General features: G+C 72.5%; 13 protein-coding genes. 3 read left to right on the forward strand and 10 right to left on the reverse strand.

Features of this window, described 5'->3' with window-relative positions; translation table 11 throughout:
• Nucleotides 1–19: 19 nt before the first annotated feature.
• The 7 genes from ACIBM5_RS02835 to hutU all read right to left on the reverse strand — a co-directional run bounded on the left by ACIBM5_RS02835 (nt 20) and on the right by hutU (nt 8,607).
• Complete coding sequence (locus ACIBM5_RS02835; RefSeq protein ID WP_391585230.1) at nt 20–520, reverse strand: general stress protein; 501 nt, start codon at nt 518–520, stop codon at nt 20–22.
• 128 nt (nt 521–648) lie between these two features.
• A complete protein-coding gene (locus tag ACIBM5_RS02840) occupies nt 649–1,548 on the reverse strand; it encodes an alpha/beta fold hydrolase (protein WP_396005029.1) in 900 nt (299 codons plus the stop codon).
• A 208-nt stretch (nt 1,549–1,756) separates the two neighbouring features.
• A complete protein-coding gene (locus ACIBM5_RS02845; protein ID WP_391585232.1) occupies nt 1,757–2,953 on the reverse strand; it encodes an acyl-CoA dehydrogenase family protein in 1,197 nt (398 codons plus the stop codon).
• Between the two features lie 212 nt (nt 2,954–3,165).
• Complete coding sequence (gene hutI / locus ACIBM5_RS02850) at nt 3,166–4,332, reverse strand: imidazolonepropionase (RefSeq protein ID WP_396005030.1); 1,167 nt, start codon at nt 4,330–4,332, stop codon at nt 3,166–3,168.
• A 62-nt stretch (nt 4,333–4,394) separates the two neighbouring features.
• Nucleotides 4,395–5,732, reverse strand: a complete 1,338-nt coding sequence (locus ACIBM5_RS02855; protein WP_396005031.1) for a formimidoylglutamate deiminase — start codon at nt 5,730–5,732, stop codon at nt 4,395–4,397.
• The gene (locus ACIBM5_RS02860; RefSeq protein ID WP_396005116.1) at nt 5,729–6,916 is read right to left on the reverse strand and encodes an allantoate amidohydrolase; all 1,188 of its coding nucleotides are present in this window, start codon (nt 6,914–6,916) and stop codon (nt 5,729–5,731) included. The genes ACIBM5_RS02855 and ACIBM5_RS02860 overlap by 4 nt, the downstream gene beginning before the upstream one ends.
• Before the next feature lie 17 nt (nt 6,917–6,933).
• Nucleotides 6,934–8,607 (reverse strand): urocanate hydratase, encoded by a 1,674-nt coding sequence (hutU, locus tag ACIBM5_RS02865; protein ID WP_396005032.1) that lies wholly within the window; start codon nt 8,605–8,607, stop codon nt 6,934–6,936.
• 207 nt (nt 8,608–8,814) lie between these two features.
• Here hutU and ACIBM5_RS02870 point away from each other — a divergent pair, with 207 nt between their 5' ends.
• Entirely contained in the window at nt 8,815–9,141 is a 327-nt protein-coding gene (locus tag ACIBM5_RS02870; RefSeq protein ID WP_396005033.1) for a hypothetical protein, read from the forward strand.
• 75 nt (nt 9,142–9,216) lie between these two features.
• On the opposite strand, the gene ACIBM5_RS02875 is transcribed toward ACIBM5_RS02870, so the two are convergent.
• On the reverse strand, nt 9,217–10,077 hold the full coding sequence (locus tag ACIBM5_RS02875) for a MurR/RpiR family transcriptional regulator (RefSeq protein WP_396005034.1): 861 nt from the start codon (nt 10,075–10,077) through the stop codon (nt 9,217–9,219).
• A 152-nt stretch (nt 10,078–10,229) separates the two neighbouring features.
• The gene (hutH, locus tag ACIBM5_RS02880) at nt 10,230–11,762 is read right to left on the reverse strand and encodes a histidine ammonia-lyase (protein ID WP_396005117.1); all 1,533 of its coding nucleotides are present in this window, start codon (nt 11,760–11,762) and stop codon (nt 10,230–10,232) included.
• 201 nt (nt 11,763–11,963) lie between these two features.
• On the opposite strand from hutH, the gene fdhD reads away from it, so the two are divergent.
• Complete coding sequence (gene fdhD, locus ACIBM5_RS02885; protein WP_396005035.1) at nt 11,964–12,812, forward strand: formate dehydrogenase accessory sulfurtransferase FdhD; 849 nt, start codon at nt 11,964–11,966, stop codon at nt 12,810–12,812.
• Between the two features lie 63 nt (nt 12,813–12,875).
• On the opposite strand, the gene ACIBM5_RS02890 is transcribed toward fdhD, so the two are convergent.
• Complete coding sequence (locus ACIBM5_RS02890; protein ID WP_396005036.1) at nt 12,876–14,591, reverse strand: GGDEF domain-containing protein; 1,716 nt, start codon at nt 14,589–14,591, stop codon at nt 12,876–12,878.
• A 460-nt stretch (nt 14,592–15,051) separates the two neighbouring features.
• Between ACIBM5_RS02890 and ACIBM5_RS02895 the strand changes: the two genes are divergently transcribed.
• Nucleotides 15,052–15,447 carry an SRPBCC family protein gene (locus ACIBM5_RS02895; protein ID WP_391585241.1) on the forward strand — a complete coding sequence of 132 codons (396 nt, stop codon included), beginning with the start codon at nt 15,052–15,054 and terminating at the stop codon, nt 15,445–15,447.
• Nucleotides 15,448–15,472: the final 25 nt, after the last annotated feature.

The raw sequence follows: 15,472 nt of genomic DNA on the forward strand, positions 1-15,472 counted from the left end.
CCACCCATACGGACGCGCCCTAAAGGTCGAGCCGGCCCACCATGTTGCGGGCCCGCTCGGCCAGGTCCGGGCGCACCACGACGTCGTAGCGCGAGGCGACGATCTGACTCGTGGAGACGAAGTCCCGACGCCCGCCCAGCGCTTTGTAACCCAGCCAGCCGAATAGGGCGCCCGCCGCGATGCCCCAGACCAGGCCCATCAGCACCAGCCAGAGCCAACCGTGCGCGCGGACCGCGAAGATGCCCAGGAACAGGCCGATCATCAGGCCGAACCACGCACCGCTGGCCGCGCCGGACGCCGCCGCCTTGCCCGCTGTGAGCCGGCCGAGCACGTTCTCCACCATCCGCAGGTCGGCGCCGACGATCGCGGTGTTCTCCACCGGGAACTCGTGGTCGGACAGGTAGTCGACGGCCCGCTGGGCACCCGCGTAGTTCGTGTACGACGCGATCACCTGGCCGGTGTTGGCGAGGTCGGGGCCGGGCGCGCCGGCGCCCGGGGGGAGGTTCTGCTGACCGAACATGGGTGTGCCGCCTCGCCTGGATGCCGGGTGGTGGGCCGTGTGGACCTGTGGCCGTGTGCTGCTTCGACCCGGAACGTGTACCCGACGGCATTCATGACAACACGTGACATTCGCCCATAAAGCCGACGTCAATGCCCTGGCGCGGTCCGGCCCGACAACACCTCGTGCACCGCCTCCGCCACCGCGTCCGGTCGGTCCGACATCACGAAGTGCGCGGAGTCGTCCAGCACGTCGCAGCGCCCGCGCGGGGACAGGTTCGCCAGGGTGCGCAGCGCGCGCACCCAGCGGGCCCGGGCGGCCAGGCTCTCGTACCCGCCGGCGGCGGCCAGCACCCGCAACGGCACGTCCGGCAGCGGTGCGACCCGGCGCAGGTCGACGAGTTCGGCGGCGACGTCGAAATAGGTGGCGTTCTCGGTCAGTGCGGTCGCGAAGAACCGGCCCGACCCGTACGCGCCGCGCACCCAGCGCGCGTCCGCCACGTCGCGGTGTCGGCGCGACTGGGTGAACAGGACCGAGCGGCGCGCCGCCGGCCCCACCGCCCGGGCCAGCCCGCTGACCCGCATCGCTCCCCCGACCACCCGCGCGGCTCGCACCCGGGCCCGGCGGGCGGGTCGCACCCTGGGTCGCTCCTCGTTGCTCGGGTCCACCAGCACCAGGCCCGCGGTGCGCTCGGGATACATCCGGGCGAAGCCCTCGACATGGAACGCGCCGAGCGAATGGGCCAGCAGGACGTACGGGCCGGGCAGTTCGAGCGCGTCGGCCAGGGCGGCGATCCGGTCCGCCTCGTGCGTCAGGGTGGGGGGTCGCGGGTCCGGCTCGGAGTAGCCCAGGCCCGGGCGGTCGAACCGGACCACCGTGCAGTCGGCGGTCAGCAGCGGCGCCACCGGATCCCAGTCGAACCACGCGCCGCCGAGCCCGCTGGTGGCGATCACCACGGGCCCGGAACCCTCGCGGAGCACGTGCAGGGCGATCCCGTCGATCCGGACGAATGCGCCGGGCGGTACCGGAACCGGGCGTCTCGCGACCATTGGTGTGCTCCCCGATCACTGGCGGTTACACGTTTCGTCATCATCGGCCGCCACCCGACCCTCGCCCCGCAACGACGCGACCACTACGCCGACCGAGCCGATACCGGACCCGGTTGGTCGCACCGAATCGCACCGATCCCCGCCTCCGACCGGGCAGGCGTCGCACCCCGCCCGAGGATCCTCGGGCGAGGTACGACGGCACCGGGTGTCAGCCCTTGAGCTTGTAGTCCTCCAGCAGACGCCGGCCGATGATCATCTTCTGGATCTCGGCCGTGCCCTCGCCGATCAGCAACATCGGGGCCTCGCGGTAGAGGCGCTCGATTTCGAACTCCTTCGAGAACCCGTACCCGCCGTGGATCCGGAACGCGTCCTCGACGACCTCCTTGCAGTACTCGGAGGCCAGGTACTTGGCCATGCCCGCTTCGAGGTCGTTGCGCTCGCCGGCGTCCTTCTTGCGCGCCGCGTTGACCATCATGGCGTGCGCGGCCTCGACCTTGGTGGCCATCTCGGCCAGCTTGAACTGGATCGCCTGGTGGCCGGTCAGCGGCTTGCCGAAGGTCTCCCGCTGCTGCGCGTACCGAATGCCCAGCTCGAACGCGCGCTGGGCGACCCCGCAGCCGCGTGCGGCCACGTTCACCCGGCCGACCTCGACGCCGTCCATCATCTGGTAGAAGCCCTTGCCGGGCACCCCGCCCAGGATCCGGTCGGCCGGCACCCGACAGTTGTCGAGCACCATCTCGGTGGTGTCGACGCCCTTGTAGCCCATCTTGTCGATCTTGCCGGGGATGGTCAGGCCCGGCCGGGTCTCGCCGAAGCCGGACTCCTTGTCCACGAGGAACGTGGTCATGTTCCGGTAGACCGACGTCTCGCCCAGCTCGGTCTTGGTGAGCACCGCGACCAGGTTGGCGGTGCCGCCGTTGGTGAGCCACATCTTCTGGCCGTTGAGCACGTAGAACTCGCCGTCCGGCACCGCCTTGGTGCGGATCGCCGAGACGTCCGACCCGCAGTGCGGCTCGGACATCGAGAACGCGCCGCGGATCTCGCCCTCGGCCATCTTCGGCAGGTAGTGGGCCTTCTGCTCGTCGGTGCCGTGCTGCTTGATCATGTACGCGACGATGAAGTGCGTGTTGATGATGCCGGACACGCTCATCCAGCCGCGCGCGATCTCCTCGACCACGAGCGCGTAGGTCAGCAGCGACTCGCCGAGGCCGCCGTACTCCTCCGGAATCATCAGGCCGAACAGGCCCATGGCCTTCATGCCCTCGACGATCTCCGCCGGATACTCGTCCCGGTGCTCCAGCTCCGTGGCGACCGGAATGATCTCCTTGTCCACGAAGGTGCGCACGGTGGCGAGGATCTCCCGCTGGACATCGGTGAGTCCGTCGGTCTGTGCGAGGCGGCCCATGGGCGGCGCTCCTTCCGTCTGCGCATGTCCGGGCCCCACCACCGGGGTCCCGGCCACGCTTCTGGTTGAGAGAGTTACCGGGGAGTATCCACGAGCGCGGCGGGTCGCGACAGAGGGGGTCCGTAACGCGGGCACGTCGATTTCGAACGCTCTGTCCGACCCGTGCCCGGACGATTACCCCCGGTCAGAGGGGCGAGCCGCTGGGCGGGCGGTCAGACCGGTACCCCGGCGCGCCACACCCCGCGCACCAGCGGCACCCCGGGCCGGTAGGCCAGATGCACGTGCGAGGGCGCGTCGAGTTCGACCACGTCGGCCCGCGCGCCCGGGCGCAGCACGCCCACGTCCGCGCGGCGCAGCGCGCGGGCGCCGCCGGCGGTCGCCGCGTACAGCGCCTGGTCCGGTGTCATGCCCATGTCGCGGACCGCGAGCGCGATGCAGAACGGCATCGACGTGGTGTAGCTCGAACCGGGGTTGCAGTCGGTGGACAGCGCGATGTCGACGCCTGCGGCGAACAGCCGGCGGGCGTCGGGGTAGACCGCGCGGGTGGAGAACTCGGCGCCCGGGAGCAGCGTGGCCACCGTGTCGCCGGCGGCCAGCGCGTCCACGTCGGCGTCGGTGAGGTGGGTGCAGTGGTCGGCCGAGGCCGCGCCGAGTTCGACGGCGAGTTGTACGCCGGGCCCGTGTCCGAGCTGGTTGGCGTGCACGCGCGGGGTCAGGCCCCGGGCGGCGCCGGCCTTCAGGACGGCCCGGGCCTGGTCGCCGTCGAAGGCGCCGCGTTCGCAGAACACGTCCACCCAGCGGGCGTGCGGCGCGCACGCGTCGAGCATCGGACCGGTGACCAGGTCGACGTAGCCGGCCACGTCGTCCGCGAACTCCGGCGCGACGATGTGCGCGCCCAGGTAGGTGGTCTCGGGGGTGAACGCGGACGCGATCCGCAGCGCACGTTCCTCGTCCGCGACGGTGAGGCCGTAGCCGGACTTGATCTCGATCGTGGTGGTGCCCTGGCGGGCCGCCTCCTCGACCAGTCGCGCGGCGTTCGCGGCCAGGTCCTCGTCGCTCGCGGCGCGGGTCGCGGCGACCGTGGTGCGGATTCCGCCGGCCCGGTAGGCCTGTCCGGACATCCGCGCGTCGAACTCGGCGGTGCGGTCGCCCGCGAACACCAGGTGCGCGTGCGAGTCGACGAAGCCCGGGTGCACCGCGCGTCCGTCGGCGTCGTGTCGGGTGTCGGCGTCGGGAGCACTCGCGGCGGCCCCCACCCACGCGACCCGGTCGCCGTCGAGCACGAGGGCCGCGTCCCGGAGCAGGCCGAGCGGGCCCGCGCCGAGGTCCGGGTCGTTGGTGACCAGCGAGCCGATGTTGGTGATGAGGGTGGTGGCCACGCGCGAGTGGTCCCTTCCGGTCCGGGGGTGGAGCGGCCGCTCCGGGGCGGAGCGGCCGTGGATCAGCCGAACAGCCCGTGCACGGCCGTGGTCAGCGCCTGCGGGACCGCGTCCACGAGTTGGTGCACGCCGTCGCGGACGATGGTGCGTCCGCCGACCATGACGTGCGTGACGTCGCTCGCGGTCGCCGCGAACACCGCCGCCTCGGTGGCCAGGCGCGGAACGGTGCCGGCCAGGCGTACCGAGTCCAGACCGATCGTGGTCAGGTCGGCGAGGGCGCCGGGCTCGATCCGGCCGGCGTCGGCCCAGCCGAGCGCCCGGTGGCCGGTGACGGTGGCGTAGGCGAGCAGGGCGGCGGAGGTGAAGTGGCCGCGCCGCCCGGTGCGCAGTCGCTCGTCGAGTTCGACCCCGCGGGCCTCCTCGAACAGGTCGATCACCGCCTGGCTGTCGCTGCCCAGGGACAGCGGCACCCCGGCCCGGGCCAGCTCGCCGGCCGGACCGATGCCGTCGGCGAGGTCGCGCTCGGTGGTCGGGCAGAAGCACACGCCGGCCTCGGCCCGGGCCAGCGCGGCGATGTCAGCGTCGGTGAGGTGGGTCGCGTGTACCGCCGTCGCGTTCGCGCTCCAGAAGCCGTGCGCGTCCAGGAGCCCGGTGGGGGTCAGCCCGTGATGCGCGACGCACGCCGCGTTCTCGGCGGGCTGCTCGGACAGGTGCACATGCACCGGGACGCCTTCGGTGCGGGCCGCCCAGGTCGCGTAGTCGTCCTTGGCGGCGAAGGCGCGAACCGAGTGGATGGCCGCGCCGATCCGGGTGTTGTCGTCGCCGCGCAGCGCGCCCCAGCGTTCGTACCAGGCGTCCGAGCTGCCGTCGCCGAATCGGCGCTGCACGCCCTCCAGCGGCCGGTAGCCGTCGGCGGTGAGGCCGCCGTGCAGGTAGCAGGTGTCCAGCAGGGTGATCCGGATGCCGGCCTGGCGGGCCGCCTCGATCAGCGCGTGGCCCATGGCGTTGGGGTCGGCGTAGGGCGTGCCGTCCGGGCCGTGGTGCAGGTAGTGGAACTCGCCGACCGAGGTGATCCCGGCGAGTGCCATCTCCGCGTACACCGCCCGCGCGAGCGCGAGGTAGCCGTCCGGGTCCAGCCGGCCCGCGGCCTGGTACATCTGGTCGCGCCAGGTCCAGAACGTGCCGGTGCCGGTCTGGGTGCGACCGCGCAGCGCCCGATGGAAGGCGTGCGAGTGGGCGTTGGCCAGGCCCGGGAGGGTCAGTCCGGGCAACACCGAGGCGCCCGGGGGCGCCGGACGGTCGGGGGTGACCGAGGTGATCCGGCCGTCCACGATGGACAGCACCACGTCGCGTTCGATGCCGGTGCGGGTCTGCACCAGCTCACACCAGTACTCGCTCACCCGAGGTCCTCGCTCATCAGGTCGGTCACCACGTCGGCGAGCGCGGTGACGCCCGCGAGGCAGTCCACCATCTCGGCGCTCTCCGCGGGCGAGTGCGACACGCCGGTCGGGTTGCGCACGAACAACATCGCGGTGGGCAGCCGCGCGGACAGGATGCCCGCGTCGTGACCGGCGCCGGTGGGCAGGATCGGCGCGCCGCCGAGCTGCTTGGCGATCCGGTCGCGCAGCGCGCCCTCGAACTCGACGACGGGCGTGAACGACTCGCGGGTGACCTCGACGTCGACCCCGTCCCGGTCGCCGCGCTCGGTGGCGGCCCGGATGATCTCCGCGACCAGTTCGTCCAGGGTGTCCTCGTCGGCGGCCCGCGAGTCGAGCCAGCCGCGCACCTCGGAGGCGATCGCGTTGGCCGCACCGGGCAGCGCGTCGACCTTGCCGAAGGTGGCCAGTGCTCCGGAGAGGTGGGCCTTCTTGCGGGCCGCGAGCACGGTGTTGGCGTAGGTCAACATCGGGTCGCGCCGGTCCTCCAGGCGGGTGGTGCCCGCGTGGTTGGCCTCGCCGCGGAAGTCGAACCGCCAGCGTCCGTGCGGCCAGATCGCCGAGGCCACGCCCACCGCGCGGTCGCGGTGCACCAGGTCGCGGCCCTGCTCGACGTGCAGTTCGACGAATGCGGCGATCCGCCCCAGTCGTTCCGGGTCGGCGCCGATCCCGGCCGGATCGAATCCGGCGCGCTCCATCGCATCGCCCAGGAAGACCCCGTCGGCGTCCTTCAGCGCGCGTGCCTGATCCGGCGTCAGCACCCCGGCGGACAGCCGGGATCCGACGCACGCGACGTTGAACCTGGCGCCCTCCTCGTCGGCGAAGTTGACGATGCCCAGCGGGCGCGCCGAGTCCGCGCCGCGCTCGCGCAGCAGGTCCAGTGCGGCGAACGAGGAGACCACGCCGAGCGGTCCGTCGTAGGCACCGCCGTCGGGCACCGAGTCCAGGTGGCTGCCGATCACGATCGCGTCGGCGCCGGGCGCGGTCCACGCCCACTGGTTGCCGTTGCGGTCCTGTTCGTAGATCAGGTTCCGGTTCTCGGCCTGTTCGCGAAACCAGGCGCGGCACTCCGCGTCCGCGCCGGTCCACGCGTACCGGCGGTAGCCGCCGGTCGTGGCGCGACCCACCGGAAGCAGGTCGCGCCACATGGCCTCGAAGCCGGTGCTCACGCGTCGCCTTCGCGCATCGGCACCCGCACGCCGCGCTCGTCCGCGACGTCGACGGCGTGGTCGTAGCCGGCGTCCACGTGCCGGATCACGCCCATGCCGGGGTCGTTGGTGAGCACCCGGCGGATCTTCTCGCCCGCCAGCGGCGTGCCGTCCGCGACGGTGACCTGGCCGGCGTGGATCGAGCGGCCGATGCCGACCCCGCCGCCGTGGTGGATGGACACCCACGAGGCGCCCGAGGCCACGTTGACCATCGCGTTCAGCAGCGGCCAGTCGGCGATCGCGTCGGAGCCGTCGAGCATGCCCTCGGTCTCCCGGTACGGGCTGGCCACCGAGCCGCAGTCGAGGTGGTCGCGGCCGATCACGATCGGCGCGGCCAGTTCGCCCGAGGCGACCATGTCGTTGAATCGCTCGCCGGCCTTGTCCCGCTCGCCGTAGCCCAGCCAGCAGATCCGCGCGGGCAGGCCCTGGAAGTGCACCTTCTCCTGGGCGAGCTTGATCCAGCGGGCCAGCGACTCGTTCTCCGGGAACAGCTCCAGTACGGCCTTGTCGGTCTTGGCGATGTCGCGCGCGTCGCCGGAGAGCGCGGCCCAGCGGAACGGGCCCTTGCCCTCGCAGAACAGCGGCCGGATGTACGCCGGGACGAAGCCGGGGAAGTCGAACGCGCGGGTGTAGCCCGCCAGTTGCGCCTCGCCGCGGATCGAGTTGCCGTAGTCGAAGACCTCGGCGCCCTTGTCCTGGAAGCCGACCATCGCCTCGACGTGCCGGGCCATCGACTCGCGGGCGCGGTCGGTGAACTCGGCGGGCTTGGTGCGCGCGTACTCGGCCATGTCCTCGAACGCGACGCCGACCGGCAGGTAGGCGAGCGGGTCGTGGGCCGAGGTCTGGTCGGTGACGATGTCGATCGGCGCGTCCATCGCGAGCAGCTGCGGAACCAGCTCGGCGGCGTTGCCCAGCAGGCCGATGGACAGCGGACGGCGGGCGTCGCGCGCCTCGACCGCCAGTTGCAGAGCGGCGTCCAGCGTCTCGACCCGGGTGTCGCAGTAGCCGTGCTCGATCCGGCGGTCGATCCGCGAGGGGTCGCAGTCGATACAGATGACCACGCCGCCGTTCATGGTCACGGCCAGCGGCTGCGCGCCGCCCATGCCGCCGAGGCCGGCGGTCAGCGTGATGGTGCCTTCCAGGGTTCCGTTGAAGCGCTTGGCCGCGACCGCGGCGAACGTCTCGTAGGTGCCCTGGAGGATGCCCTGGGTGCCGATGTAGATCCACGAGCCGGCGGTCATCTGGCCGTACATGGTCAGCCCGGCCGACTCCAGCCGGCGGAACTCCTCCCAGTTGGCCCAGTCGGGCACCAGGTTGGAGTTGGCGATCAGGACGCGCGGGGCCCACTCGTGCGTCTGCATCACGCCGACCGGGCGGCCCGACTGCACGAGCAGCGTCTCGTCCTGCTTGAGCGTGGTCAGTGTGCGGGTGATCGCCTCGAAGGAGCGCCAGTCGCGCGCCGCCTTGCCGGTGCCGCCGTAGACGACCAGCTTGTCGGGGTGTTCGGCAACCTCGGGGTCGAGGTTGTTGAGCAACATCCGCAGGGCGCCTTCCTGCTGCCAGCCGCGGGTGGTGAGCGTGCTCCCGCGTGGTGCGCGCACCTCGCGCGGTCCTGCGGTGTGGTCCGACATGGCGGCGCCCCTTCTGTCCCTGTGCACGATTTCTGTATGAAAACATTCAGTCGCTTCGAGAGTGAATCTATCTGTTCTGCAAGGCGTCGCCAAGAGAGCCGGCCGAGCCGGCGGCGTGAGCACCGCGACATCGGGGGACTTGACCCATTCGGTGCCACTTCATGCGATCGGTGGTCGGCGCGGACCGGCGCCGGGTAGCCGGACGGCATGGATCTGCAGGAGGTGCTCTGGGCGATCACCGCACTGGGCGCGTTCGTGGCGTTCGCGGGCCTGGTGATGCTGGTGCGGGGCCGCGGGCGCGAGCCGGGCGTGGTGGCGCTGGTGGTGATGACCGGTGCGCTGCTGTGCACCGGCGGCTTCCTGCTCAGCATCCCGCGCTATCGGGACACCGCGCTGATCGCGGGCGGCGCGGCGATCGTCGGCGTACTGGCCATGCTGGGCGCGATCTCGCTCATGCCGGCGCAGCGCGGACCGACCCGGCGGCCGACACCGGAGCACCACGTCTCGCTCCGCAAGCGGTCCGGGCGACGCTGAACGGCCCGACCGGCGCTCGACAACGGGCCCTCGCCGCAGCCGAGGCATGCGGCCCCGACCGGCGGCTCGGGCCGCTCACACGTCGAACAACCCGCGCTCGCCCGCCTGCCGCTCGAACTCCTCCAGTCGAGCCTGTGCCCGCGCGGGCTCGATGTCGCACATCGCCTGGAGCAGGATCTGCCCCATCAGGATCGGCGCGCCGTACGAGTCGAAGACCAGTTGCGAGCCGACCCCCGCGATCAGCACCGCGTCGGACAGTGCCGCCGCCGGCGCGAACGGGCTGTCGGTGACGGTGACGATCCGCATGCCCAGATCGCGCGCGACCCGCAGGCCCTCGGCCAGCTCGCGCGGATACCGCGGCAGCGCGAAGCACAGCAGGCCGGTCGCGCCCGCCGCGCGGGCCTGGTCGAGCCGGTCCACCAAAAGCGAGCCGCCCTCGTCCAGCACGCGCACCTCGGGCAACACCTTGGCCGCGAAGTAGCCGAAGCCGAGCGCGGGCGCCATCCCGGTGCGCAGGCCGAGCACCACCAGCGGGCGCGAGGGCGCGAGCAGTGCGGCGGCGTGCGCGATCGGGCCCGGGTCGGCGAGTTGGTCGGCCAGTCGGGTCAGGTTGGCGATCTCGGCGTGCACGGCGCCGACGTACTCGTTGCGGTCCACCTCGGCGGAGGACTCGGGCGTGGTGGGCAACCCGAGTTCGCGCAGGTGCCGGCGCAGCGCCGGGTAGCCGTCGAAGCCGAGCGCGACCGCGAACCGGGTCACCGACGGCTGGCTGACCCCGGCGAGCTGGGCCACCTCGACGCTGGAGAGGAACACCGCCTCGCCCGCGTGCCGGACCAGGCAGTGGGCGATCCGGCGCTGGGTGGGGGTGAGCCGGTGGCGCTCGAAGAGGGCGAGCAGGCGGGCGGAAGGGCTCGCGTCGTCGTCGGCCACCGACATGTCTCCTCGCTGCTGGGGCGTCGCTCGGCCGCGCCCGCCGCGTGGCGGAGGTGGCTCGGGCACTGCTGAAGGCGCGGACCGCCGCCCGGGGCGGCGGTCCGCGTCAGGTAATCCTGCCTGATCTGACGCGCGGTCAGTTCGGTCCGCTCGGATCAGTTCAGCTCGCCGACCGCAGCGGCGGCGGCCTCGATCACCTTGCCGGCCCGGACGAAGGCGTCGGCGGCCTCCAGGTCGGGGGCCAGGAAGCGGTCCGGGCCCACCCCTTCGCCGCCGCTCGCCCGCAGCGCGGCGATCACCGCGGCCGTGGCGGGGGCGGGGGCGCCCAGGCCGGCGGCCACCCGCATGTCCAGGGCGCGGGCGGCGGTGGTGAGCTCGATGGCGAGGATGCGGTTGAGGTTGTCGATCGCACGGCGCAGCTTGCGGGCCGCGCTCCAGCCCATCGAGACGTGGTCCTCCTGCATCGCCGAGCTGGGGATCGAGTCGGCCGAGGCGGGCATCGCCAGCCGCTTGCACTCGGAGACCAGCGCGGCCTGGGTGTACTGGGCGATCATCAGGCCGGAGTCGACGCCGGGGTCGTCGGCCAGGAACGCGGGCAGCCCGTGCGAGCGGGAGGGGTCGAGCAGGCGGTCGGTGCGGCGTTCGGCGATCGAGCCGAGGTCGGCGACCGCGACGGCGAGGAAGTCGAGCACGTAGCCGACCGGGGCGCCGTGGAAGTTGCCGTTCGACTCGATCCGGCCGTCCTCCAGGATCACCGGGTTGTCCACGGCGGAGGCGAGTTCGCGGTCGGCGACCAGCAGCGCGTGTGCGAGGGTGTCCCGGCCCGCGCCCGCGACCTGCGGCGCGCAGCGCACCGAGTAGGCGTCCTGCACGCGCGGCGCCGCGTCCTGGTGGTGCCCGGTCAGCGCCGAACCGTCGAGCACGCGCAGCATGTTGGCCGCGCTGGCCGCCTGGCCCGGGTGCGGGCGGATGGCGTGCAGCGCCGGGTCGAGCACGCGGGAGGTGCCCAGCAGCGCCTCCATGGTCATCGCGGCGGTGATGTCGGCGGTGGTGAACAGGCGGGCGAGGTCGGCCCCGGCCATCAACAACATGCCGAGCATGCCGTCGGTGCCGTTGATCAGGGCCAGGCCCTCCTTCTCCTTGAGCTCGATCGGCTCCAGGCCGGCGGCGGCGAGCAGTTCGGCGGCGGGCCGCACCACGCCGTCGGGGCCGGACGCCTCGCCCTCGCCGGTGAGCACGAGTGCGCAGTGCGCCAGCGGGGCCAGGTCGCCGCTGCAGCCGAGCGAGCCGAACTCGCGGACCACCGGTGTGATGCCCGCGTTGAGCAGCCCGGCCATGGTCTGCGCGACGATCGGCCGCACCCCGGTGCGGCCCGAGCACAAGGTCTTGAGCCGCAGCAGCATCAGTGCGCGGACCACCTCGTCCTCGACCCGCGGACCCATTCCGGCGGCGTGCGAGCGCACCAGCGAGTGCTGGAGCCGGGTGCGCAGCTCGGGGCTGATGTGCCGGACGGCGAGCGCGCCGAAGCCGGTGGACACCCCGTACACGGGTTCGGTGCGCGCGGCGAGTCCCTCCACCACCGCGCGGGAGGTGGCCATCGCCTTGATCGCACGCTCGGTGAGTTCGACGCGTGCGCCGGCGCGGGCGACCGCGAGGACGTCCTGCGGGGACATCCCGGCCTCGCCGATCGAGACGGTGGCGGGGGCGGTTTCGGGGGCGCTGTGCAGATCGTTATTCACTCGATCATTATGTGCATGGATCGCGACAACGCCAGGGCCGACTACCGTTCCGGGAGGCGTACGGCACGTTTCGCTCGTGGTGGGCGTTCGGTGCGTGTGCCCTCCGGAGCGGATCCGCCCGCCCGGAACGGATCGAGGAAAGGCAGTGCCGTGGGTCGGGTCACCTCTCGCCACAAGGTCCTGCGGCTGGGCGGCGACGCACCGGCCGTCACGCGCACCGACACGCTCGTCGCCGAGGAGCCGCTCGACATCCGGATCGGCGGGCGCACCATCACGGTGACCATGCGCACCCCGGGCGACGACTTCGACCTGGTCGCCGGATTCCTGGCGGCCGAGGGCGTGATCGGCGCGGCCGAGGATCTGACCGCGATGCGCTACTGCGCGGGCACCGACGAGGAGGGCCACAACACCTACAACGTGGTCGACGCGGTGCTCGCGCCGCACGTGCCCGCCCCGGACCCGGGTCTGATGCGCGGCGTGTGGACGTCCAGTTCGTGCGGGATCTGCGGCAGCACCGGCATCGACGGCCTGCGCAAGATGTCCCGCTTCGACGTGCATGCGGACCAGGTGCGCGTGGACGCGGAGGTGCTGTACGCGCTGCCGGATCGGCTGCGCGCGGCGCAGAAGGTGTTCGCCAGCACCGGCGGCCTGCACGCGGCCGGCCTGTTCACTGCGGCCGGCGAAATGGTGTGCGTGCGCGAGGACGTGGGCCGGCACAACGCGGTGGACAAGGTGGTCGGCTGGGCGCTGCGCGAGGGGCGGTTGCCGCTGGCCGGGCAGGTGCTGATGGTGAGCGGCCGGGCCTCTTTCGAGCTGACCCAGAAGGCCGCGATGGCGGGGGTGCCGATGATGGCGGCGGTGTCCGCCCCGTCCGGACTGGCGGTGGACCTGGCCGCGGACGCGGGGGTGACCCTGGTCGGCTTCCTGCGCGGGCGCTCGGCCAACGTGTACAGCCGTCCGGATCGGGTGACGGTGCGGCGCGAGGACCCGTCGGCCTGATCGCCCGGAGCCGGGCCGGGACCGACCGAAGCCCGGTCGCTTCGGTCACTTCGGTCGCTTCGGTCACTCCGGGAGCGAGGCGCCCCCGGTCAGTGCGACCGCGACCAGCGCGCGCAGCACCGGGGCCAACCCGGTGACGCTCAGGCTCAGGTCGTCGGCGTAGATCTCGACCAGCCAGCCGCCCGCCGCGTTGCTGCCGCCGGCGGCGACCATCGCCTTGTAGCCGCCGACCAGGAGCAGGTCCTCCTCGGCCGGGTCGGTGCCCGGGTCGCCCAGTTCGGCGACGAAGCTGCCGCCCTGCACCGCGTGCGCCGTGGCCGGGTAGTGCGCCAGGTCGTATTCGGCGGCGACCGCGTCGTAGCGCGACCCCGATTCGCTCTGCACTCCGGTCAGTCGGTGGATCGAGTAGCGCACGGTGCGCAGCACCCGGCCGCCCGGCGGCAGGTAGGACACCCACCACGCGACGCCGTCCAGCATCCGCGCGAAGGTGTCGGCGACGATTTCCAGCCGGCCCAACGTGTCCGCGCGGTGCACGCTCTTGGGCTCGCGCTCGTCCAGGACGGCGAGTACCGCCGCGAGCAGTCGGCCGGGTTCGGCGTTGTGCAGCGCGCCGCGGAAACGGCGCCGGTCGCGATGCGGACCGGGGCCCTCGGTCTCCGCCTCCTCCTGCGCCTCGCTCGCCAGCGACAGGGTCAGGTCGGGTTGTTGGCCGCGTCCGGCGACCACCGGCCGGGTCGAGCGCGAGCCCTTGGCCCGGTACTGGGCCGCGTCGGCGAGCCGGAACAGGCGATCCGCGCTGGTCACCGGGCCCACCGGGTCGCCGGTGGAGGCCACGCCGCAGGCCACGCCCTCGCCGTCGTGCATCCGCAGCGCGCGTCGACACAGTTCCTCGGCGACCGCGACCACGTCGTCCGGCGGGTAGCCCTCGGCGAGCACGCAGAACTCGTCGCCACCGAGCCGGGCGGCCATCGCCCCGGGCAACATCGCGCCGCACGCGGAGAGCTGGTCGGCGAACCGCTCCAGGAGCCGGTCGCCGACGTCGTGACCACGTTCGTCGTTGAGCCGCTTGAGGCCGTTGACGTCGCAGACGATCAGGCTGACCACCACGCCGTCGCGGTAGTGCCGGGCCATCGCCTCGTCCAGCCGGGCGTCGATCGCACGCCGGTTGGCCAACCCGGTCAGCGGGTCGGTGAAGGCCAGCTTCTCGATCCGCTCGAAGTGTTCGGCCTGGGCGAGGCCGGCCGAGATCTGCGCGGCCAGCACCCCGGCGAACTCGGCGTCCACCGGCTCGAACCGCGGCTGGTCGGCACGCCGGGCCAGATACAGCTCGCCCCACACCCGACCCTCGACCATGATCGGCGCGACCATGCAGTCGTGCCGGCCCCGGCGGAGCATCGCCGCGACCCGCTCCCGATCGCGCGCGTGCTCGGGATCGTCCACACAGCGCGACCACGTGGTCGGCCAGGCCTTGGACTCGATGATGTCCGGGAAGTCGGTGACCGGATACGTCTCCGCGGCGGGCAGCGGCTCCTCGCCCTCGGCGAGTTCGCCGTCGTTGACCAGTACCCGCAGGCGCCCGCTGTCCCGCTCCCAGACCGAGATCGAGGCGTGGGCGGCCCCCATCGCCAATCGGGCCTGGGTCGCGGACACCCGGACCACCTCGGAGAAGTGGTGGGTCGTGGCGAGCGTCTTGGCCAGATGGATGATCGCGTGCAGCCTGCGGGCCGCGTCCGGACCTTCGACCAGGGCGACGGGTTCCGGACACGTGTCGCCCGGCATGCCGGGCAGATCGTCGGGTGTGCCACCCGAGCCCTCCGTTTCGGGAGCGCTCGAATCGGGTCGCGAAGCTACTGTCCTCACCCCCAATCCACCAGCACCGAGACCAGAGGATATGTCATGTATTGCCCGATTTACGGCAACGTGCACCCGCGTCATGCCGCCACCTCGACGGGTCGCTGTTCGCGTGCGTTCCTGTTGCCGGTGCCGGTCGGCGCCGGTATTCGTGCCGAGACACCCGCGCGCGAGCCCGGGGGCTCGCTCCGATGCGAGCGAAGCGCTTGTATACCCCGGCTTCGCGTCCTGCGCACATTACTCCTGTGCCTCGCGCCCGCAACGCCTCGTGTCCGCTCCGTAGCGCAGCCGTGGGAGCAAGGACACACGGTTGTGAAGAGAGCGTGGAGGGCTCCCGGGATCGCGGCCGAAAGAGTACGGTCGCGGGCACAGCCCGAAGGAGCGACGCGTGCCCACGCTTTCCGTCATCGCCGCGATCGACATACCGGCCGTCCGGATCTGGGAGGCAGTAGGAGACTTCGAGGATCCGTCCGGCTGGTACCCGTGGCCGGTCGACGAACACTCCCGGGGCGAGCGATGCGTACGCAGGCCCGACGGCTCGACCGTACGCGAGCGGCTGATCTCGCACGACCCGGGCGCACACACCTATACCTACCGGGCACTCGACGGTCTGCCGCTGCTGGGCCGACTCGCGCTGGAGTCGATCGCGGGCGGCACGATGTGCCTGGTGGTGTGGTCGGTGCGGTTCGAGAGCACACCGACCGAACAACTCGCGGTGCTCCGCGAACTCGAACACCAGGTGATGCGGCCCGCGCTGCGGACACTGCGCGAAACGTTCGACTGAGCGCACCGCGAGGGGTCGGACGCCG

Origin of the sequence: Embleya sp. NPDC050493, from assembly GCF_044458105.1 — a bacterium.
In the GTDB taxonomy this organism is placed as follows: domain Bacteria; phylum Actinomycetota; class Actinomycetes; order Streptomycetales; family Streptomycetaceae; genus Embleya.

What these genes read in the sequence shown, in the direction of transcription:
- ACIBM5_RS02840 (WP_396005029.1), bottom strand. Translation starts at nt 1,548, where the DNA reads ATGGTCGCGAGACGCCCGGTTCCGGTACCGCCCGGCGCATTCGTCCGG.
- ACIBM5_RS02875 (WP_396005034.1), bottom strand. Translation starts at nt 10,077, where the DNA reads ATGTCGGTGGCCGACGACGACGCGAGCCCTTCCGCCCGCCTGCTCGCC.
- ACIBM5_RS02870 (WP_396005033.1), top strand. Translation starts at nt 8,815, where the DNA reads ATGGATCTGCAGGAGGTGCTCTGGGCGATCACCGCACTGGGCGCGTTC.
- ACIBM5_RS02835 (WP_391585230.1), bottom strand. Translation starts at nt 520, where the DNA reads ATGTTCGGTCAGCAGAACCTCCCCCCGGGCGCCGGCGCGCCCGGCCCC.
- ACIBM5_RS02845 (WP_391585232.1), bottom strand. Translation starts at nt 2,953, where the DNA reads ATGGGCCGCCTCGCACAGACCGACGGACTCACCGATGTCCAGCGGGAG.
- ACIBM5_RS02860 (WP_396005116.1), bottom strand. Translation starts at nt 6,916, where the DNA reads ATGTGGCGCGACCTGCTTCCGGTGGGTCGCGCCACGACCGGCGGCTAC.
- ACIBM5_RS02890 (WP_396005036.1), bottom strand. Translation starts at nt 14,591, where the DNA reads ATGCCGGGCGACACGTGTCCGGAACCCGTCGCCCTGGTCGAAGGTCCG.
- hutU (WP_396005032.1), bottom strand. Translation starts at nt 8,607, where the DNA reads ATGTCGGACCACACCGCAGGACCGCGCGAGGTGCGCGCACCACGCGGG.